Annotated in this window: 9 protein-coding genes and 1 other RNA gene; 7 read left to right on the top strand and 3 right to left on the bottom strand. The window is 53.7% G+C overall.

Annotation, left to right across the window (positions count from 1 at the left end):
- Positions 1 to 96: 96 nt before the first annotated feature.
- Positions 97 to 930, bottom strand: a complete 834-nt coding sequence (locus tag DFO56_RS06545; protein WP_016496328.1) for a pyruvate, water dikinase regulatory protein — start codon at positions 928 to 930, stop codon at positions 97 to 99.
- Between the two features lie 331 nt (positions 931 to 1,261).
- Between DFO56_RS06545 and ppsA the strand changes: the two genes are divergently transcribed.
- From ppsA to DFO56_RS06525, 4 genes are all read left to right on the top strand, one after another.
- Positions 1,262 to 3,640, top strand: a complete 2,379-nt coding sequence (gene ppsA, locus DFO56_RS06540; protein ID WP_045511496.1) for a phosphoenolpyruvate synthase — start codon at positions 1,262 to 1,264, stop codon at positions 3,638 to 3,640.
- 217 nt (positions 3,641 to 3,857) lie between these two features.
- The gene (locus DFO56_RS06535) at positions 3,858 to 5,267 is read left to right on the top strand and encodes an MFS transporter (RefSeq protein WP_045511493.1); all 1,410 of its coding nucleotides are present in this window, start codon (positions 3,858 to 3,860) and stop codon (positions 5,265 to 5,267) included.
- Positions 5,264 to 7,636, top strand: coding sequence for a glycoside hydrolase family 3 N-terminal domain-containing protein (locus DFO56_RS06530; RefSeq protein WP_045511490.1), 2,373 nt, complete (start codon positions 5,264 to 5,266; stop codon positions 7,634 to 7,636). The genes DFO56_RS06535 and DFO56_RS06530 overlap by 4 nt, the downstream gene beginning before the upstream one ends.
- Before the next feature lie 579 nt (positions 7,637 to 8,215).
- Positions 8,216 to 8,422 (top strand): hypothetical protein, encoded by a 207-nt coding sequence (locus tag DFO56_RS06525; protein ID WP_045511487.1) that lies wholly within the window; start codon positions 8,216 to 8,218, stop codon positions 8,420 to 8,422.
- Positions 8,423 to 8,441: 19 nt separating this feature from the next.
- Here the strand turns inward: DFO56_RS06525 and rprA are convergent.
- Positions 8,442 to 8,549, bottom strand: an RNA gene (gene rprA / locus DFO56_RS06520) — antisense sRNA RprA.
- Between the two features lie 188 nt (positions 8,550 to 8,737).
- Positions 8,738 to 9,844: an AI-2E family transporter YdiK gene (gene ydiK / locus DFO56_RS06515; protein ID WP_045511484.1), complete on the bottom strand. Its 1,107-nt coding sequence runs from the start codon at positions 9,842 to 9,844 to the stop codon at positions 8,738 to 8,740.
- Between the two features lie 208 nt (positions 9,845 to 10,052).
- On the opposite strand from ydiK, the gene DFO56_RS06510 reads away from it, so the two are divergent.
- From DFO56_RS06510 to lpxP, 3 genes are all read left to right on the top strand, one after another.
- The gene (locus DFO56_RS06510; protein ID WP_045511481.1) at positions 10,053 to 13,109 is read left to right on the top strand and encodes an FAD-binding and (Fe-S)-binding domain-containing protein; all 3,057 of its coding nucleotides are present in this window, start codon (positions 10,053 to 10,055) and stop codon (positions 13,107 to 13,109) included.
- Positions 13,106 to 13,516, top strand: coding sequence for a 1,4-dihydroxy-2-naphthoyl-CoA hydrolase (menI, locus tag DFO56_RS06505; RefSeq protein ID WP_016496321.1), 411 nt, complete (start codon positions 13,106 to 13,108; stop codon positions 13,514 to 13,516). The genes DFO56_RS06510 and menI overlap by 4 nt, the downstream gene beginning before the upstream one ends.
- Before the next feature lie 208 nt (positions 13,517 to 13,724).
- A complete protein-coding gene (gene lpxP / locus DFO56_RS06500; RefSeq protein WP_045511478.1) occupies positions 13,725 to 14,642 on the top strand; it encodes a kdo(2)-lipid IV(A) palmitoleoyltransferase in 918 nt (305 codons plus the stop codon).
- Positions 14,643 to 14,691: the final 49 nt, after the last annotated feature.

The raw sequence follows: 14,691 nt of genomic DNA, 5'->3' as shown, positions 1-14,691 counted from the left end.
CCTTAAACCAATCCCGGCTTATTTCAAGAGGGGTTGCAAAGCACATCACGTTTCCGGGCAATATCATAGCGCACTTCGCACCTGTGTACTAGCTTATTAGTACATGCGGCGATTTAACCCCATAATATCGAGCATCTTGGTGGCAATTTCTTCTACCGAGTAGTTGGTACTATTAAGGCAGGGGATCTGATTCTTGCGATAAAGCGCTTCCACTTCTGCAACTTCCATCCGGCACTGGCGCAATGACGCGTAGCGGCTATTTTCCCGGCGCTCTTCGCGAATGGCGGCAAGGCGCTCCGGATTAATGGTCAGACCAAATAATTTATGCTGCAGTGGCTTTAACGCAGCGGGGAGAACGAGGTTATCCATATCATCGGCAATAAAAGGATAATTTGCCGCGCGAATACCAAATTGCATCGCCAGATACAGACTGGTCGGTGTTTTTCCACAGCGCGAAACGCCCAGTAAAATCACCTGCGCCTGATCAAGATTGCGCAAAGAAATACCATCGTCGTGCGCGAGGGTGTAATCAATAGCCGCGATACGCGCATCGTATTTCGTTAAATTACCGGGATTGAGCCCATGTGTGCGGTGCGCAATGGGGGTGGGATCGAGTTTTAATTCCTCCTGCAGCGGCGCAACCAGCGCCTGAACGATATCCTGACAAAATCCTTCGCTTTGCAAAATAATGGCGCGAATTTCCGGTATCACAATGGAGTAGAACACCAGGGGGCGATTACCGGTTTGCTGATAGATGGCGTCTATTTGTTCTTTGACGGCACGGGCCCGGCTCTCGTTTTCCACAAACGGCAGCGTAATACTGCTGACGGCAACCGGGAATTGCGACATGACCGCATGGCCTAATACTTCAGCGGTGATAGCGGTTCCATCAGAAATATAAAAGACGTGGCGATCAACTGAACTGTCCATTTAACCCATCCTGAATGACATGCGTAATTCTCTGAAAGCATAAATTAAAACCCTCAACATGCGTATCTCCTTTTTCTCATTTTTAAAATGAAATGGTGTTTTTATTTTTAATGAACTCAACGGTTCATTTTTTTAATTTCCCCTATAAAAAATAAGGAGATACAAAAATGAGAAATTACTCAAGGTGATTTATTGATGGGAATCTATCCGAAAAACCAGAAATCGTAATTGCTTACACGATTCACCGTTTTTTCAACGGAATTAATTATGCCAGGATAAAAAAGTAGTTCGACGTTTTCACCCATTCATATATCACAAAAGGATTGTTTCGATGTCCAACAATGGCTCGTCTCCGCTGGTGCTTTGGTATGACCAACTCGGCATGAATGATGTAGACAGAGTTGGGGGCAAAAATGCCTCCCTTGGTGAAATGATTACTAATCTGTCCGGTATGGGGGTTTCCGTACCGAATGGGTTTGCGACCACGGCCGATGCGTTTAACCAGTTTCTGGAACAAAGCGGGCTAAATCAGCGCATTTACGAATTACTGGATAAAACTGACATCGATGATGTGTCCGAACTGGCCAAAGCCGGTGCGCAGATCCGCCAGTGGATTGTCGACACGCCGTTCCCGCCTGAGCTGGAAAAAGCCGTCCACGAAGCCTATGCCAAACTCTCTGAAGACGACGCTGAAGCGTCTTTCGCGGTGCGTTCTTCTGCGACCGCAGAAGACATGCCGGATGCCTCGTTTGCCGGTCAGCAGGAAACCTTCCTCAACGTGCAAGGGTATGACGCCGTGCTGGTGGCGGTGAAGCATGTGTTTGCCTCGTTATTCAACGATCGCGCCATCTCCTATCGCGTGCATCAGGGCTACGATCATCGCGGCGTCGCGCTTTCTGCCGGTGTGCAGCGCATGGTGCGGTCGGATATCGGTTCTTCTGGCGTGATGTTCACCATCGATACGGAATCCGGTTTTGATCAGGTAGTGTTTATCACCTCTGCCTGGGGACTGGGCGAAATGGTGGTGCAGGGCGCCGTTAACCCGGATGAGTTCTATGTGCATAAGCCAACGCTTGCGGCAAATCGTCCGGCCATTGTGCGTCGCACCATGGGGTCGAAGAAAATCCGCATGATCTATGCGCCGACGCAAGAGCATGGCAAGCAGGTGCAGATTGAAGATGTACCGCAGGCAGAGCGCGACCGTTTCTCTCTGACCGATGACGAAGTGCAGGCGCTAGCGAAGCAGGCGGTGCAAATCGAGAAACACTATGGCCGTCCAATGGATATTGAATGGGCGAAAGACGGCCATACCGGTAAATTGTTTATCGTGCAGGCGCGTCCGGAAACCGTGCGTTCGCGTGGCCAGGTGATGGAGCGTTACACGCTGCATGCCCAGGGGCGCATTATCTCTGAAGGCCGTGCCATTGGGCACCGCATTGGCGCCGGTACGGTGAAAGTGATCCACGATATCAGCGAGATGAACCTGATCGAGCCGGGCGATGTGCTGGTAACCGACATGACCGACCCGGACTGGGAACCGATCATGAAAAAAGCGGCGGCGATTGTTACCAACCGCGGCGGCCGAACTTGCCACGCGGCGATCATTGCGCGTGAGTTAGGTATTCCGGCGGTGGTGGGCTGCGGCGACGCGACCGAACGTATTAAAACCGGGGAGAAAGTCACCGTCTCCTGCGCCGAAGGCGATACCGGTTATGTGTATGCCGATCTGCTGGATTTCAGCGTGAAAAGTTCAAGCGTAGACACCATGCCGGATCTGCCGCTGAAGATCATGATGAACGTCGGCAACCCGGATCGCGCCTTCGATTTTGCTTGCCTGCCAAACGAAGGCGTAGGCCTTGCGCGTCTGGAATTCATCATCAACCGCATGATCGGCGTGCATCCGCGCGCACTGCTGGAATTTGATGACCAGGACGCGAAATTACAAAACGAAATCCGCGAAATGATGAAAGGCTTCGATTCGCCGGTTGAGTTTTATGTCGGCCGTCTGACGGAAGGCATTTCGACACTGGGCGCGGCATTCTGGCCAAAACGTGTGATTGTGCGTCTGTCTGATTTTAAATCGAACGAATACGCCAATCTGGTCGGCGGTGAGCGCTACGAACCGGAAGAAGAGAACCCGATGCTCGGCTTCCGTGGCGCAGGCCGTTATGTGGCCGACAGCTTCCGCGATTGCTTCGCGCTTGAGTGCGAAGCGGTAAAACGCGTGCGTAACGATATGGGGCTGACCAACGTGGAAATCATGGTCCCGTTTGTACGTACCGTTGAACAGGCAAAAGCGGTAGTTGATGAGCTGGCGCGCCAGGGGCTGAAACGCGGTGAGAACGGGCTGAAAATCATCATGATGTGCGAAATCCCGTCCAACGCGCTGCTGGCGGAGCAGTTCCTTGAGTATTTCGATGGTTTCTCTATCGGCTCCAACGACATGACGCAACTGGCGCTGGGTCTCGATCGCGATTCCGGCGTGGTCTCAGAACTGTTCGACGAACGTAACGACGCGGTGAAAGCGCTGCTTTCGATGGCGATCCGTGCGGCGAAAAAGCAGGGCAAATATGTCGGCATTTGCGGGCAAGGGCCTTCGGATCACGAAGACTTTGCCGCCTGGTTGATGGATGAGGGCATTGATAGTCTCTCACTCAACCCGGACACCGTTGTGCAGACCTGGCTCAGCCTCGCCGAACTGAAAAAATAAAGGCAAAAGTAAAATCCCCGACATAATGTCGGGGATTTTTTTATTTCAGCCGCGAACTCGGCGGCGATCACAATAACCAAAAAACGTAAAAAGCCTGGCAATTATTGCAATTGTCCCCTCGTTAGCTTCTTCCAATACTTGAGCCGGTAGTGAGCAGTGCGACGTTAATCTGTCGCGCCATGTTGAAATATTTTTTGACCTCACAAGGCTAATAAAAATGACAATCTCCTCTGTCCTGAGTACAAAAGACAAAATAGGTTACGGTCTGGGTGATATGGCGAGCGCCCTGGTCTGGCAAACCGCAACGCTGTTTCTCGCTTATTTCTATACGGATGTGTTTGGGTTACCCGCCGCCATCATGGGAACCATGTTTTTGGTCGTGCGTGCGGTGGATGCTTTTGTCGATCCTTGCATCGGCGCACTGGTGGATCGTACGCAAACGCGACACGGGCGTTTTCGCCCCTGGCTGCTGTGGTTTGCAATACCGTTTGGTGTGAGCTGCATTATTACCTTTTATGTCCCGGACGCAGGGGCGACGGCAAAAATCCTCTATGCCTGCGTCACTTACGCCATCCTTAGCTTTATCTACTCTGCGATTAACGTCCCTTACTGCGCCATGCCCGGCGCGCTGACGATGGATCCGCACGAGCGCCACTCGCTGCAGTCCTGGCGCTTTGGTTTATCGTTTATTGGCGGCCTGATCGTGACCGTTATTGCCCTGCCGCTGGTGGCACATCTGGGGGCTGGTAACGATCAAAAAGGGTATTTTTATGCCATGAGCATGATGGGCGTACTGGGCATTTTTCTGTTCTTTGGCTGCTTCTTTATGACACGCGAGCGTTTTACGCCGCGCAATGATAGCTCCGGTTCGCTGTTCAGCGATCTCAAATTGCTGGCGAAAAATACGCAGTGGCGCATTGTCTTTGTGTTTAATATTTTGCTGTTAACCGCCGTTGTAACGCGTGGTTCCGCCACGATGTATTACGTCAAATACGTATTACAGCGCCCGGATATGGTATTTACCTTTATTGTTTCGGGCATGATCGCCGCCCTAAGCGGAGCGCTATTATCAGCGCGGTTATTAGGGAAATTTGACCGGGTGCGCGCCTACCAGTGGACAATTATTACATTCGTCGTTTTCGCGGCGCTGATCTTTATTATCCCGCCGACGCAAGTGTGGCTTATTTTTGGCCTCAATATCGTTTTCAGCTTTATTCAGAACCTGACCACTCCGCTGCAATGGACCATGTTCTCTGACGTGGTGGATTACGAAGAGCACCGCAGCGGGCGTCGCCTCGACGGACTGGTGTTCTCGACAGCGTTATTCGCCATTAAATTTGGCCTGGCGCTTGGCGGCGCAGTCGTGGGTTGGGTGCTTGGTGCCGTGGATTATGCGCCGAATCAGGCAGCCCAGAGCGCGACGGTGCTGACGACCATTAACGCATTGTTTACGCTGATCCCCTGCCTGCTGTTTATCTGCATGGTGCTGCTGCTGACCCGCTACAAACTCAATAGCCAGGTTGCCGACAGTATCGCGCAAGATCTGATACGTAAACGCGAGGTCATTGAAAGCGACACGGCAGTGCAAACCGCCCCGGATTTCAATAACACAGGAGTGACCCGATGACTGCTATCTACCAGGACACAAACCGTCCCGTGGCCGAACGCGTTGCGGATTTACTGGCGCGGATGACGCCGGAAGAGAAATTCGCGCAAATGCATGCGTTGTGGCTGGTGCTTTCAGAAGAGGGAGAGCACCGCGAGCGCACCGATCTCAGCGATGAGTTTGCCGGTGTCAGCGCGCAGGCGGCGCTGGCACAGCGGCTTAAACTGGGGGTCGGGCAAATAACCCGTCCACTGGGCACGCATATAGTGGAGGCGAAGCGCGGTGTACGCGCGGCTAATCGGCTACAAAAAACGTTGGTGGAAGAGACGCGGTTGGGTATCCCCGCGCTGTTTCATGAAGAGTGCCTGGTGGGTTTATTGTGCAAAGACGCGACGTTATTTCCCTCCTCGCTGAACTACGGTTCCACCTGGGATCCGCAACTTGTGCAACGTGCCGCCCATCATATCGGGCTGGAAGCGCGATCGACCGGATGCAAACAGGGGCTGGCTCCGGTACTGGATGTCTCGCGCGATGTGCGCTGGGGGCGCACGGAAGAGACGTTTGGTGAAGACCCGTGGCTGGTGGGGGTGATGGCGTGCGCCTACGTGAACGGGTTGCAGGGTGAAAAGGGCGATATGCTGGCGACGCTCAAACACTATGTTGGTCACTCGTTTAGCGAAGGGGCGCGTAACCATGCCCCGGTACACCTCGGCTTTTGCGAGCTGAACGACACCTTTTTGCTGCCGTTCGAGATGGCAGTGAAGCTGGCGAAAGCAGGATCGGTGATGCCAGCCTATCACGACATTGATAACCAGCCGGGTCACAGTGACCATTTCTTGCTCACCACTTTGCTGCGTGAACAGTGGGGCTTCGAGGGCATTATTGTTGCCGATTACGGTGGCGTCAGCCTGCTGCATCAACATCACGGCGTGACACACGATGCCGCGGAATCCGCTGCGCTCTCGTTTAATGCCGGGCTGGATGTTGAATTGCCAAAAGATGACTGTGCACGCCATCTGGCAGAGGCCGTTGAGCGCGGCCTTATCTCCATGGCAAAAGTGGACGAAATTGTCGCCCGCGTGCTGGCAGTGAAAGTCCGCCTCGGTTTGTTCGAACAGCCTTATACCGATGAACAGGGTATCGACCTGCAGTCTGCCAGGACGCGGCAGGTAGCGCGCGAGGTCGCTACGCGCTCAATGACGCTGCTGGAAAATAACGGCATTCTGCCATTGAACGGCTCGCCGAAAGTGGCGGTAATTGGCCCGACCGCTGACGACCCGCTGGCTTTGCTCAGCGGGTACAGTTTCCCGGTGCATTTGATCATTAGCGATATGCTGGAGGAGACCACGCAGGTCACCACGCCGCTTGCGGCGCTGCGCCAGACGCTGGGCGAGGGGAACGTCCGTTATGCCAAAGGCTGCCATATTATTGAAAAACGTATGGCTGGCGCCCCTGTTTTCCCCGGGGATGCGTCGGGGAAACCGATGCAGCAGTCACCAGTTTCCATGGATTTGAGCCTGATCCCGCACGCGGTGAGCGTGGCGCAGGAAAGCGAGGTGATCATTGCCTGTGTGGGCGATCTTGCAGGGCTGTTCCAGAGCGGGACGGTGGGGGAAGGTTCCGACACGGACAGCCTGACGCTGCCGGGTGTGCAACAACAGTTGCTGGAGGCGTTAGTGGCAACCGGGAAACCGGTCGTGGTGGTCATGACCGGTGGGCGTCCGTATAACCTGCAAGGGCTGGAGTCGCGCGTTGCCGCATGGTTAATGGCGTGGGCGCCGGGGCAGGAGGGCGGCCGGGCGATTGCCGATGTATTGACCGGGCGGGCAGAGCCGCAGGGGCGTCTGGTCGTCAGCGTGCCGAAAAGCGCGGGGGCGATGCCCTATTATTACAACCACAAGCTCAAAAGCGGTGGTACACCGTTTGCCTTCCATTTTGGCGCACTTTACCCCTTTGGCTACGGGAAGAGCTGGACGCAGTTCGAGTATATGAAGCCGGTGTTGCTGACACCGGATGTGGCGATTGATGGCGATATTCGTGTGCAGGTGCAGGTAAAAAATAGCGGAGATCGCAGCGGCAGCGAGGTGGTGCAACTGTATGTCCGGGATAAAGTAGCGTCAATGGTGCGTCCGGTGCAGGAGCTAAAAGCGTTCCAGCGCGTGGCATTATCACCGGGTGAAACGGCAACCCTGACGTTCATCGTGCCGGTGGATATGCTCAACTTTACGCGCCGTGACGGGCAGCGCATTGTCGAACCGGGTGAGTTTGAGCTGCAAATCGGTGCCTCATCGGCAGATATCCGCGCAGCGCTCACGGTGAACGTTTACGGCGAGACCCGCGAACTTCCCACCGACTGGAAAATGATGAGTCAGTGCGAAGTCAGTCAGTGATAACATCGTAGCCCATCGCTCGATGGGCTATTTTTTTGCACAAACAAACAACAATAACCCGGTTGAAATAACAACCACGCTGCATGACTTACAATTACCTGAGGTATTTGTGCGATCGTAAGCTATTCGTGCCTGCCGCTGGTATATATTTATTGTATTGATAATTACCCCGCATATAATTCCACCCCGTAACTTAGCTGTTCGTTATTTTCTATTTCTTTGTACTTGCAGAAAAATTTATTGATATTTTACCTGGTGGGAAAATAGCTGCGCGTCATTATGTCCATTTTATTTGTCATGGTGTGACGGGGTTTGGCGACATTGAACCCGGCGGTATCTGGTGGGTGAACTACGCCTGTGAACGCAGGATTTACAGGGCGCTACAGGGCCGGTTATGTAACGTCGTTGATCGCGTGCTGCCTCAGCATCATCTTATCAGCAGCTGGCGCAGGTAAATACGTAAGCGGGTTTAAAGTGATCGTGTTTTCACGATTTTAATTTATTAACTATTGCAGTTTTTATTTCGCTGTAGCGGAAGTGATCTATTTATTTGCCTGTAATCGTGTTGAGGTTATTCAAATGAAAGCTTATTTATTCATGTATATCGTGCTCGCATGCGCGGGTCTTAATGGCTGTGCGTCGTATAACGATCATATTCGTGACTGTGACGGACACGATGTGAGCACGATGCATTTAGCACTCGATTATCTACCGATTGGTGCAGCCATTGATAATGGCGCCTGCGCGTTGAGCGGCAACGAAAGCGCGTCTGCATCCGGCAAATAAGTGCTTGAACTGAAAGCGGCGAAAAAAAAGCCCATCGTGGGAGATGGGCAAAGACTACACACAGCAATTCGTTGTTTCACTCAGGGGATTTCCATGCTTATAAATCAAGGTGTTGATTTATAACCGTGAGCTAATAGTAGGCATGTCGATTTTTTGCGTCGATCAGATTCGTCTCATTAGTTAAATGGACGTGAAGAATATATGGGCTAAATCGCGCAATATTTCGCTTTCAGAGGGATCTGATCGGGATTTCGTGTTTGAAATGATAAGTAGCGCTTAATAATAATTAAGGCGGGCTACCCCGCCTTATTATTTTCAGGAGGGGTTGTCTAAATCGTCGACTTCGCTAAGCGCATTATCTGCCGCTACCGGTTCGGGCGCTTCATTCACCCACGCGGAGAATAGCCGCCAGGAAACCGCCAGTAATACCGGACCAATAAACAGGCCAATCATACCGAAAGCGACCAGTCCGCCAATTACCCCTGAAAGAATAAGGATCAGCGGTAAATCCGCGCCCATGCGAATAAGTACCGGGCGGATGAAGTTATCCAGCGTGGCGACAATGCAGCTCCAGACCAGCAACACGGTGCCCCAGGTGGAATCTCCGCTCCAGTAAAGCCAGATAATGGCCGGAACCAGCACCAGTAACGGCCCGAGCTGCACCAGACAGGTCATCAGCATGACCACGGTAAACAACGTGGCGTAGGGCACGCCGGAAATGGCCAGACCAACGCCGCCAAGCACGGCCTGCACCAGCGCGGTGACCACCACGCCAAGCGCTACGGCGCGGATAGCCTGGCCTGCCAGCAGCACAGCGGCATCGCCTCGTTTCCCGGCAAGACGAATGGCGAAATGGCGGATCCCTCTGGCAACTTGCTCACCGCGCCAGTAAAGCAGGGCGCTGAACAGCAACATCAGGCCGCAGTGCAGCATAAAGCGTCCGATATGCGCGGCCTGGCCGACAAACCAGGTGGTTGTCGCGCCTACGTACGGCCGCAGTTTGGCCATAATGGCGCTGCCGCCCATATCCAGCAGGCTGTGCCAGCCCGCATAGAGCTTCTCACCAACGAAAGGGATGCTGTTTAGCCAGGCTAAATCTGGCGGTGACATGGCGCCGGTGCTGATGGCATGGATCACCGGGCCGCTGGAGTCCACCAGGCTATTAACCAGTAGCGCGACAGGAATAATAAACAGCAGGATCAACAGCATCATCATCACTAAAACCGCCAGCGATCGGCGGCCAAACAGCACGCGTTGCAGGCGTACCAGCAGTGGCCAGGTGGCGATCACCACCGTTCCCGCCCAGGCAAAACCGAGGATGAAGGGCTGGACGACCCACAGACAGGCGATAATCATGATTGCTAAAAACAGTACCGACAGCATGATTTGCGGTACATCCCTGGACTGACGTAGATCAACCATACGATTTACTCACCTTATTGAGTGGCTGAAAATTCGGTGTTTCTGGAAATCACCAGTGATAATGATTAATGATTTCAGCGGTTTTGGACAGTCCGATTCTGCCTGTAATTCTCATGGGCGCATAAGAAAAAAATGTGATACAACGATGAATGCTTAAAGCAAACGATTAACTATTCACAACACTAACAGTCAGGCAGGGTCAAGCATAATGATCCCACAGATTTCCCAGGCACCGGGCGTCGTTCAACTGGTGCTGAATTTTTTGCAGGCTTTGGAGCAACAAGGTTTTACCGGTGATACCGCCACCAGCTACGCCGACAGGCTAACGATGGCGACAGACAACAGTATTTACCAGCTATTACCCGATGCCGTCGTTTTCCCTCGTTCAACGTCCGACGTTGCCTTGATCACACGCCTCGCGGCCGAGCCGCGTTTTCGTACGCTGGTCTTTACTCCGCGCGGCGGCGGTACCGGCACCAATGGCCAGGCGCTGAACCAGGGCATCATCGTTGATATGTCCCGCTATATGAACCGCATTATGGAAATCAATCCTGAAGAGGGATGGGTGCGCGTTGAGGCGGGCGTTATCAAAGATCAGCTCAACCAGTATTTGAAACCCTACGGTTTCTTCTTCGCGCCGGAGCTGTCGACCAGCAACCGCGCGACCCTGGGGGGAATGATCAACACCGACGCTTCCGGGCAGGGGTCCCTTGTTTACGGGAAAACTTCCGACCATGTGCTGGGTGTCCGCGCTGTGTTACTGGGTGGCGATATCCTCGATACGCAGGCGATGCCGGTGGCGCTGGCAGAAACGCTGGGTAATGCCAGCACCGCTATCGGGCGTATCTATAAAACGGTGCTGGAGCGCTGTCGCGATAACCGTCAGCTGATTCTGGATAACTTCCCCAAACTGAACCGTTTTCTTACCGGTTACGATCTGCGTCATGTGTTTAATGACGAGATGACCGAATTTGATTTAACCCGCATTCTGACCGGCTCAGAAGGGACGCTGGCGTTTATTACCGAAGCGCGCCTTGATATCACGCCGCTGCCGAAAGTTCGCCGTCTGGTGAACGTTAAATATGATTCGTTTGATTCCGCGCTGCGCAATGCGCCGTTTATGGTGGAAGCGCGGGCGCTCTCCGTCGAAACCGTAGATTCGAAAGTGCTCAATCTGGCGCGGGAAGACATCGTCTGGCATTCGGTGAAAGAGCTGATTACCGATGTGCCGGACAAAACCCTGCTTGGCCTGAATATTGTTGAGTTTGCCGGTGACGATCAGCCGCTGATTGATGCGCAGGTGCAGTCGCTGTGCCAGCGCCTCGATACGTTAATGGCTAAGGGTGAAGGCGGCGTGGTTGGCTGGCAATTGTGCGAAGATCTGACGGGCATTGAGCGCATTTACGCCATGCGTAAAAAAGCCGTGGGGTTATTAGGGAACGCGAAAGGCGCAGCCAAGCCGATTCCCTTCGCGGAAGATACCTGCGTGCCGCCGGAACATCTGGCGGATTACATCGTTGAATTCCGTGCGCTGCTTGATGGACATGGCCTGAGCTACGGCATGTTTGGTCATGTCGATGCCGGGGTGCTGCATGTGCGGCCCGCGCTGGATATGTGCGATCCGCAGCAAGAAGTGCTGATGAAATCCATTTCGGATGATGTGGTGGCGTTGACGGCAAAATATGGCGGTTTGCTGTGGGGCGAGCACGGGAAAGGTTTCCGCGCCGAATATAGCCCGGCGTTTTTTGGCGAGCAGTTGTATGGTGAGTTACGCAAAATCAAAGCGGCGTTCGATCCGGAAAACCGGCTGAACCCAGGTAAAATTTGCCCGCCTGAAGGCATCGATGCGCCGATGAAGAAGGTGGATGACGTTAAGCGCGGTACGCTTGACCGGCAAATTCCTATTGCCGTGCGTTCCTCATGGCGTGGCGCCATGGAGTGTAACGGTAACGGCTTATGCTTTAATTTCGATGTGAAAAGCCCGATGTGCCCGTCGATGAAAATCTCGGCGAACCGTATTCATTCGCCAAAAGGGCGGGCAACGCTGGTGCGTGAATGGCTGCGTCTGCTGGCCGATCGTGGCATCGACCCAATTAAGCTGGAAAAAGAGCTGCAGGAAAAACGGGCCAGTTTGCGCACATTAATCGAGCGTACGCGCAATAGCTGGCATGCCCGTCGCGGCGAGTATGATTTCTCGCATGAAGTTAAAGAAGCGATGTCAGGCTGTCTGGCCTGTAAAGCGTGCTCTACACAATGCCCGATCAAGATTGATGTGCCGGAGTTCCGGTCACGCTTCCTGCAGCTCTATCACAGCCGTTATCTGCGCCCGGTACGCGATCATCTGGTCGCCACGGTTGAGAGTTATGCGCCATTAATGGCGCGCGCACCGAAAACATTTAACTTTTTTATGAGCCAGCCGTGGGTGCGTTCCCTTTCCGCGAAGCATATCGGCATGGTGGATTTACCGTTGCTGTCGGTGCCGTCATTGCAGCGTCAGATGGTCGGGCATCGCACGGCGAACATGACGCTTGAGCAGCTTGAACAGCTCGATGCCGCGCAGAAAGCGAAAACTGTGCTGGTGGTGCAGGATCCATTTACCAGTTATTACGATGCGCAGGTCGTGGCCGATTTTGTTCGTCTGGTCGAACGGCTTGGTTTCGCGCCGGTCGTGTTGCCTTTCTCGCCAAACGGCAAGGCGCAACACATTAAAGGTTTCCTGAATCGCTTTGCCAAAACGGCGCAAAAAACCGCAGATTTCCTTAACCGCGTGGCACAACTGGGCATGCCGATGGTCGGTGTCGACCCGGCGCTGGTGCTCTGCTACCGCGACGAGTACAAGCTGGCGTTAGGCGATAAGCGTGGGGACTTTCATGTGCAACTGGTGCATGAATGGCTGCCGGCGGCGCTGGATAACATCGGTGAACGCGCGCTCAGCGGTGAGCCCTGGTATCTGTTCGGCCACTGCACAGAAGTGACTGCGCTACCGGGTGCTACGGGGCAATGGGCGTCGATTTTTGCGCGTTTCGGCGCGGTACTGGAAAATGTCAGTGTTGGCTGCTGCGGCATGGCTGGAACCTATGGTCATGAAGTGAAGAACCATGCCAGTTCGATGGGCATTTATGAGCTTTCCTGGCATCAGGCGATGCAGCGTTTGCCGCGTAATCGCTGTCTGGCAACCGGTTACTCTTGCCGCAGCCAGGTTAAACGAATCGAAGGGAATGGCGTGCGCCATCCACTACAGGCATTACTGGAGATTTTGGGATGATCTGGAAACGTGCGGTTACGCTGGAAGCCCTGAATGCAATGGGTGATGGCAATATGGTGGGGTTGCTGGATATTCGCTTTGAACGCATCAGTGACGATGCGCTGGAGGCGAGTATGCCGGTAGATCAACGAACCCATCAGCCGTTTGGCCTGTTACACGGTGGTGCGTCTGTGGTGCTGGCGGAAACGCTCGGTTCTGTTGCCGGCTATTTATGTACGGAAGGGGAACAGAAAGTGGTAGGGCTGGAGGTCAACGCCAACCACTTGCGCTCGGTGCGCAGCGGGCGCGTGCGCGGTGTTTGTCGGGCGTTGCATACGGGGGGGCGGCATCAGGTCTGGCAAATCGATATTTATGACGAACAATCCCGCCTGTGTTGCTCATCACGGCTGACCACGGCAATTGTCTAATCATTTTCGGCGGTATAACCGCCGAAAAATCTTCATTTTTTATTCATTATTCTGCGCATTAGATTTTAGCTCTTCGTGCTATATTGTCCGGCACTGGATGTACCGCCCGGTTGTCAGTAACCGGCGCGAGTGGCTGTAACGCGTAATGACCTGATGAAGTGATTCATTGTCTCTTTAAGCGCTACTGAATTAATGCTTTTAGGTAACAATGATGACATCGTTTAAGCGCGAATTTTTACACCCTCGCCATTGGGTGACATGGGCCGGATTAGGTTTGCTCTGGCTGCTCGTTCAACTTCCTTATCCTGTTCTTGCCCGCCTTGGCGCGGGGCTGGGGCGGCAATCACGTCGATTCCTGCAGCGCCGTGAGCGTATCGCCCGCCGTAATCTCGAATTATGTTTCCCCCATATGAGCGATGAACTGCGTGAGCGGCTGATTGCGAAAAACTTTATGTCGTTGGGCATGGGGTTGATTGAAACCGGCATGGCGTGGTTCTGGTCGGATAAGCGTGTACGCCGCTGGTTTGATGTCGAAGGCTATCAGCATTTGCAGACCGCCCAGGCCAGCCAGCGTGGTGTGATGGTGGTCGGCGTGCATTTTATGTCGCTGGAGCTCGGCGGGCGCGTAATGGGGCTTTGTCAGCCAATGATGGCAACCTATCGCCCGCATAATAATGCGTTGATGGAATGGGTACAGACGCGCGGGCGTATGCGTTCCAATAAATCGATGATTGATCGCCGTAACCTGAAAGGTCTGGTCAATGCGCTGAAACAAGGGGAAGCCGTTTGGTTCGCGCCGGATCAGGACTACGGTCGCAAAGGCAGTATTTTCGCCCCGTTCTTCAGTGTGCAAAACGCGGCCACCACCAACGGTACCTACGTCTTATCGCGCCTTTCCGGGGCGAAAATGTTGACGGTCACGATGGTGCGTAAAGAGGATTGCTCCGGTTATTCGCTGCATATCGGCCCGGCGCTGAATGACTATCCGGTTCAGGATGAGTTTGCTGCCGCCAGTTACATGAACAAAGTGATTGAGCGCGAAATTCTGCGCGCACCGGAGCAGTATCTCTGGATCCACCGGCGTTTTAAAACCCGCCCGGTCGGCGAACCTTCGCTTTATAACTAACCTTTGTTAACGCGCCCCTTCTCAGGGGCGTTGTATTATTCTGTTGCCA

The organism is Kosakonia sp. AG348 (assembly GCF_003337365.1).
Lineage (GTDB): Bacteria > Pseudomonadota > Gammaproteobacteria > Enterobacterales > Enterobacteriaceae > Kosakonia.
This window is presented reverse-complemented; position numbering and strand designations above follow the sequence as displayed.

Excerpts from the sequence above, each read along its gene's own strand:
- DFO56_RS06545 (WP_016496328.1), bottom strand. The coding sequence starts at position 930 with ATGGACAGTTCAGTTGATCGCCACGTCTTTTATATTTCTGATGGAACC.
- ppsA (WP_045511496.1), top strand. The coding sequence starts at position 1,262 with ATGTCCAACAATGGCTCGTCTCCGCTGGTGCTTTGGTATGACCAACTC.
- DFO56_RS06535 (WP_045511493.1), top strand. The coding sequence starts at position 3,858 with ATGACAATCTCCTCTGTCCTGAGTACAAAAGACAAAATAGGTTACGGT.
- DFO56_RS06530 (WP_045511490.1), top strand. The coding sequence starts at position 5,264 with ATGACTGCTATCTACCAGGACACAAACCGTCCCGTGGCCGAACGCGTT.
- DFO56_RS06525 (WP_045511487.1), top strand. The coding sequence starts at position 8,216 with ATGAAAGCTTATTTATTCATGTATATCGTGCTCGCATGCGCGGGTCTT.
- ydiK (WP_045511484.1), bottom strand. The coding sequence starts at position 9,844 with ATGGTTGATCTACGTCAGTCCAGGGATGTACCGCAAATCATGCTGTCG.
- DFO56_RS06510 (WP_045511481.1), top strand. The coding sequence starts at position 10,053 with ATGATCCCACAGATTTCCCAGGCACCGGGCGTCGTTCAACTGGTGCTG.
- menI (WP_016496321.1), top strand. The coding sequence starts at position 13,106 with ATGATCTGGAAACGTGCGGTTACGCTGGAAGCCCTGAATGCAATGGGT.
- lpxP (WP_045511478.1), top strand. The coding sequence starts at position 13,725 with ATGATGACATCGTTTAAGCGCGAATTTTTACACCCTCGCCATTGGGTG.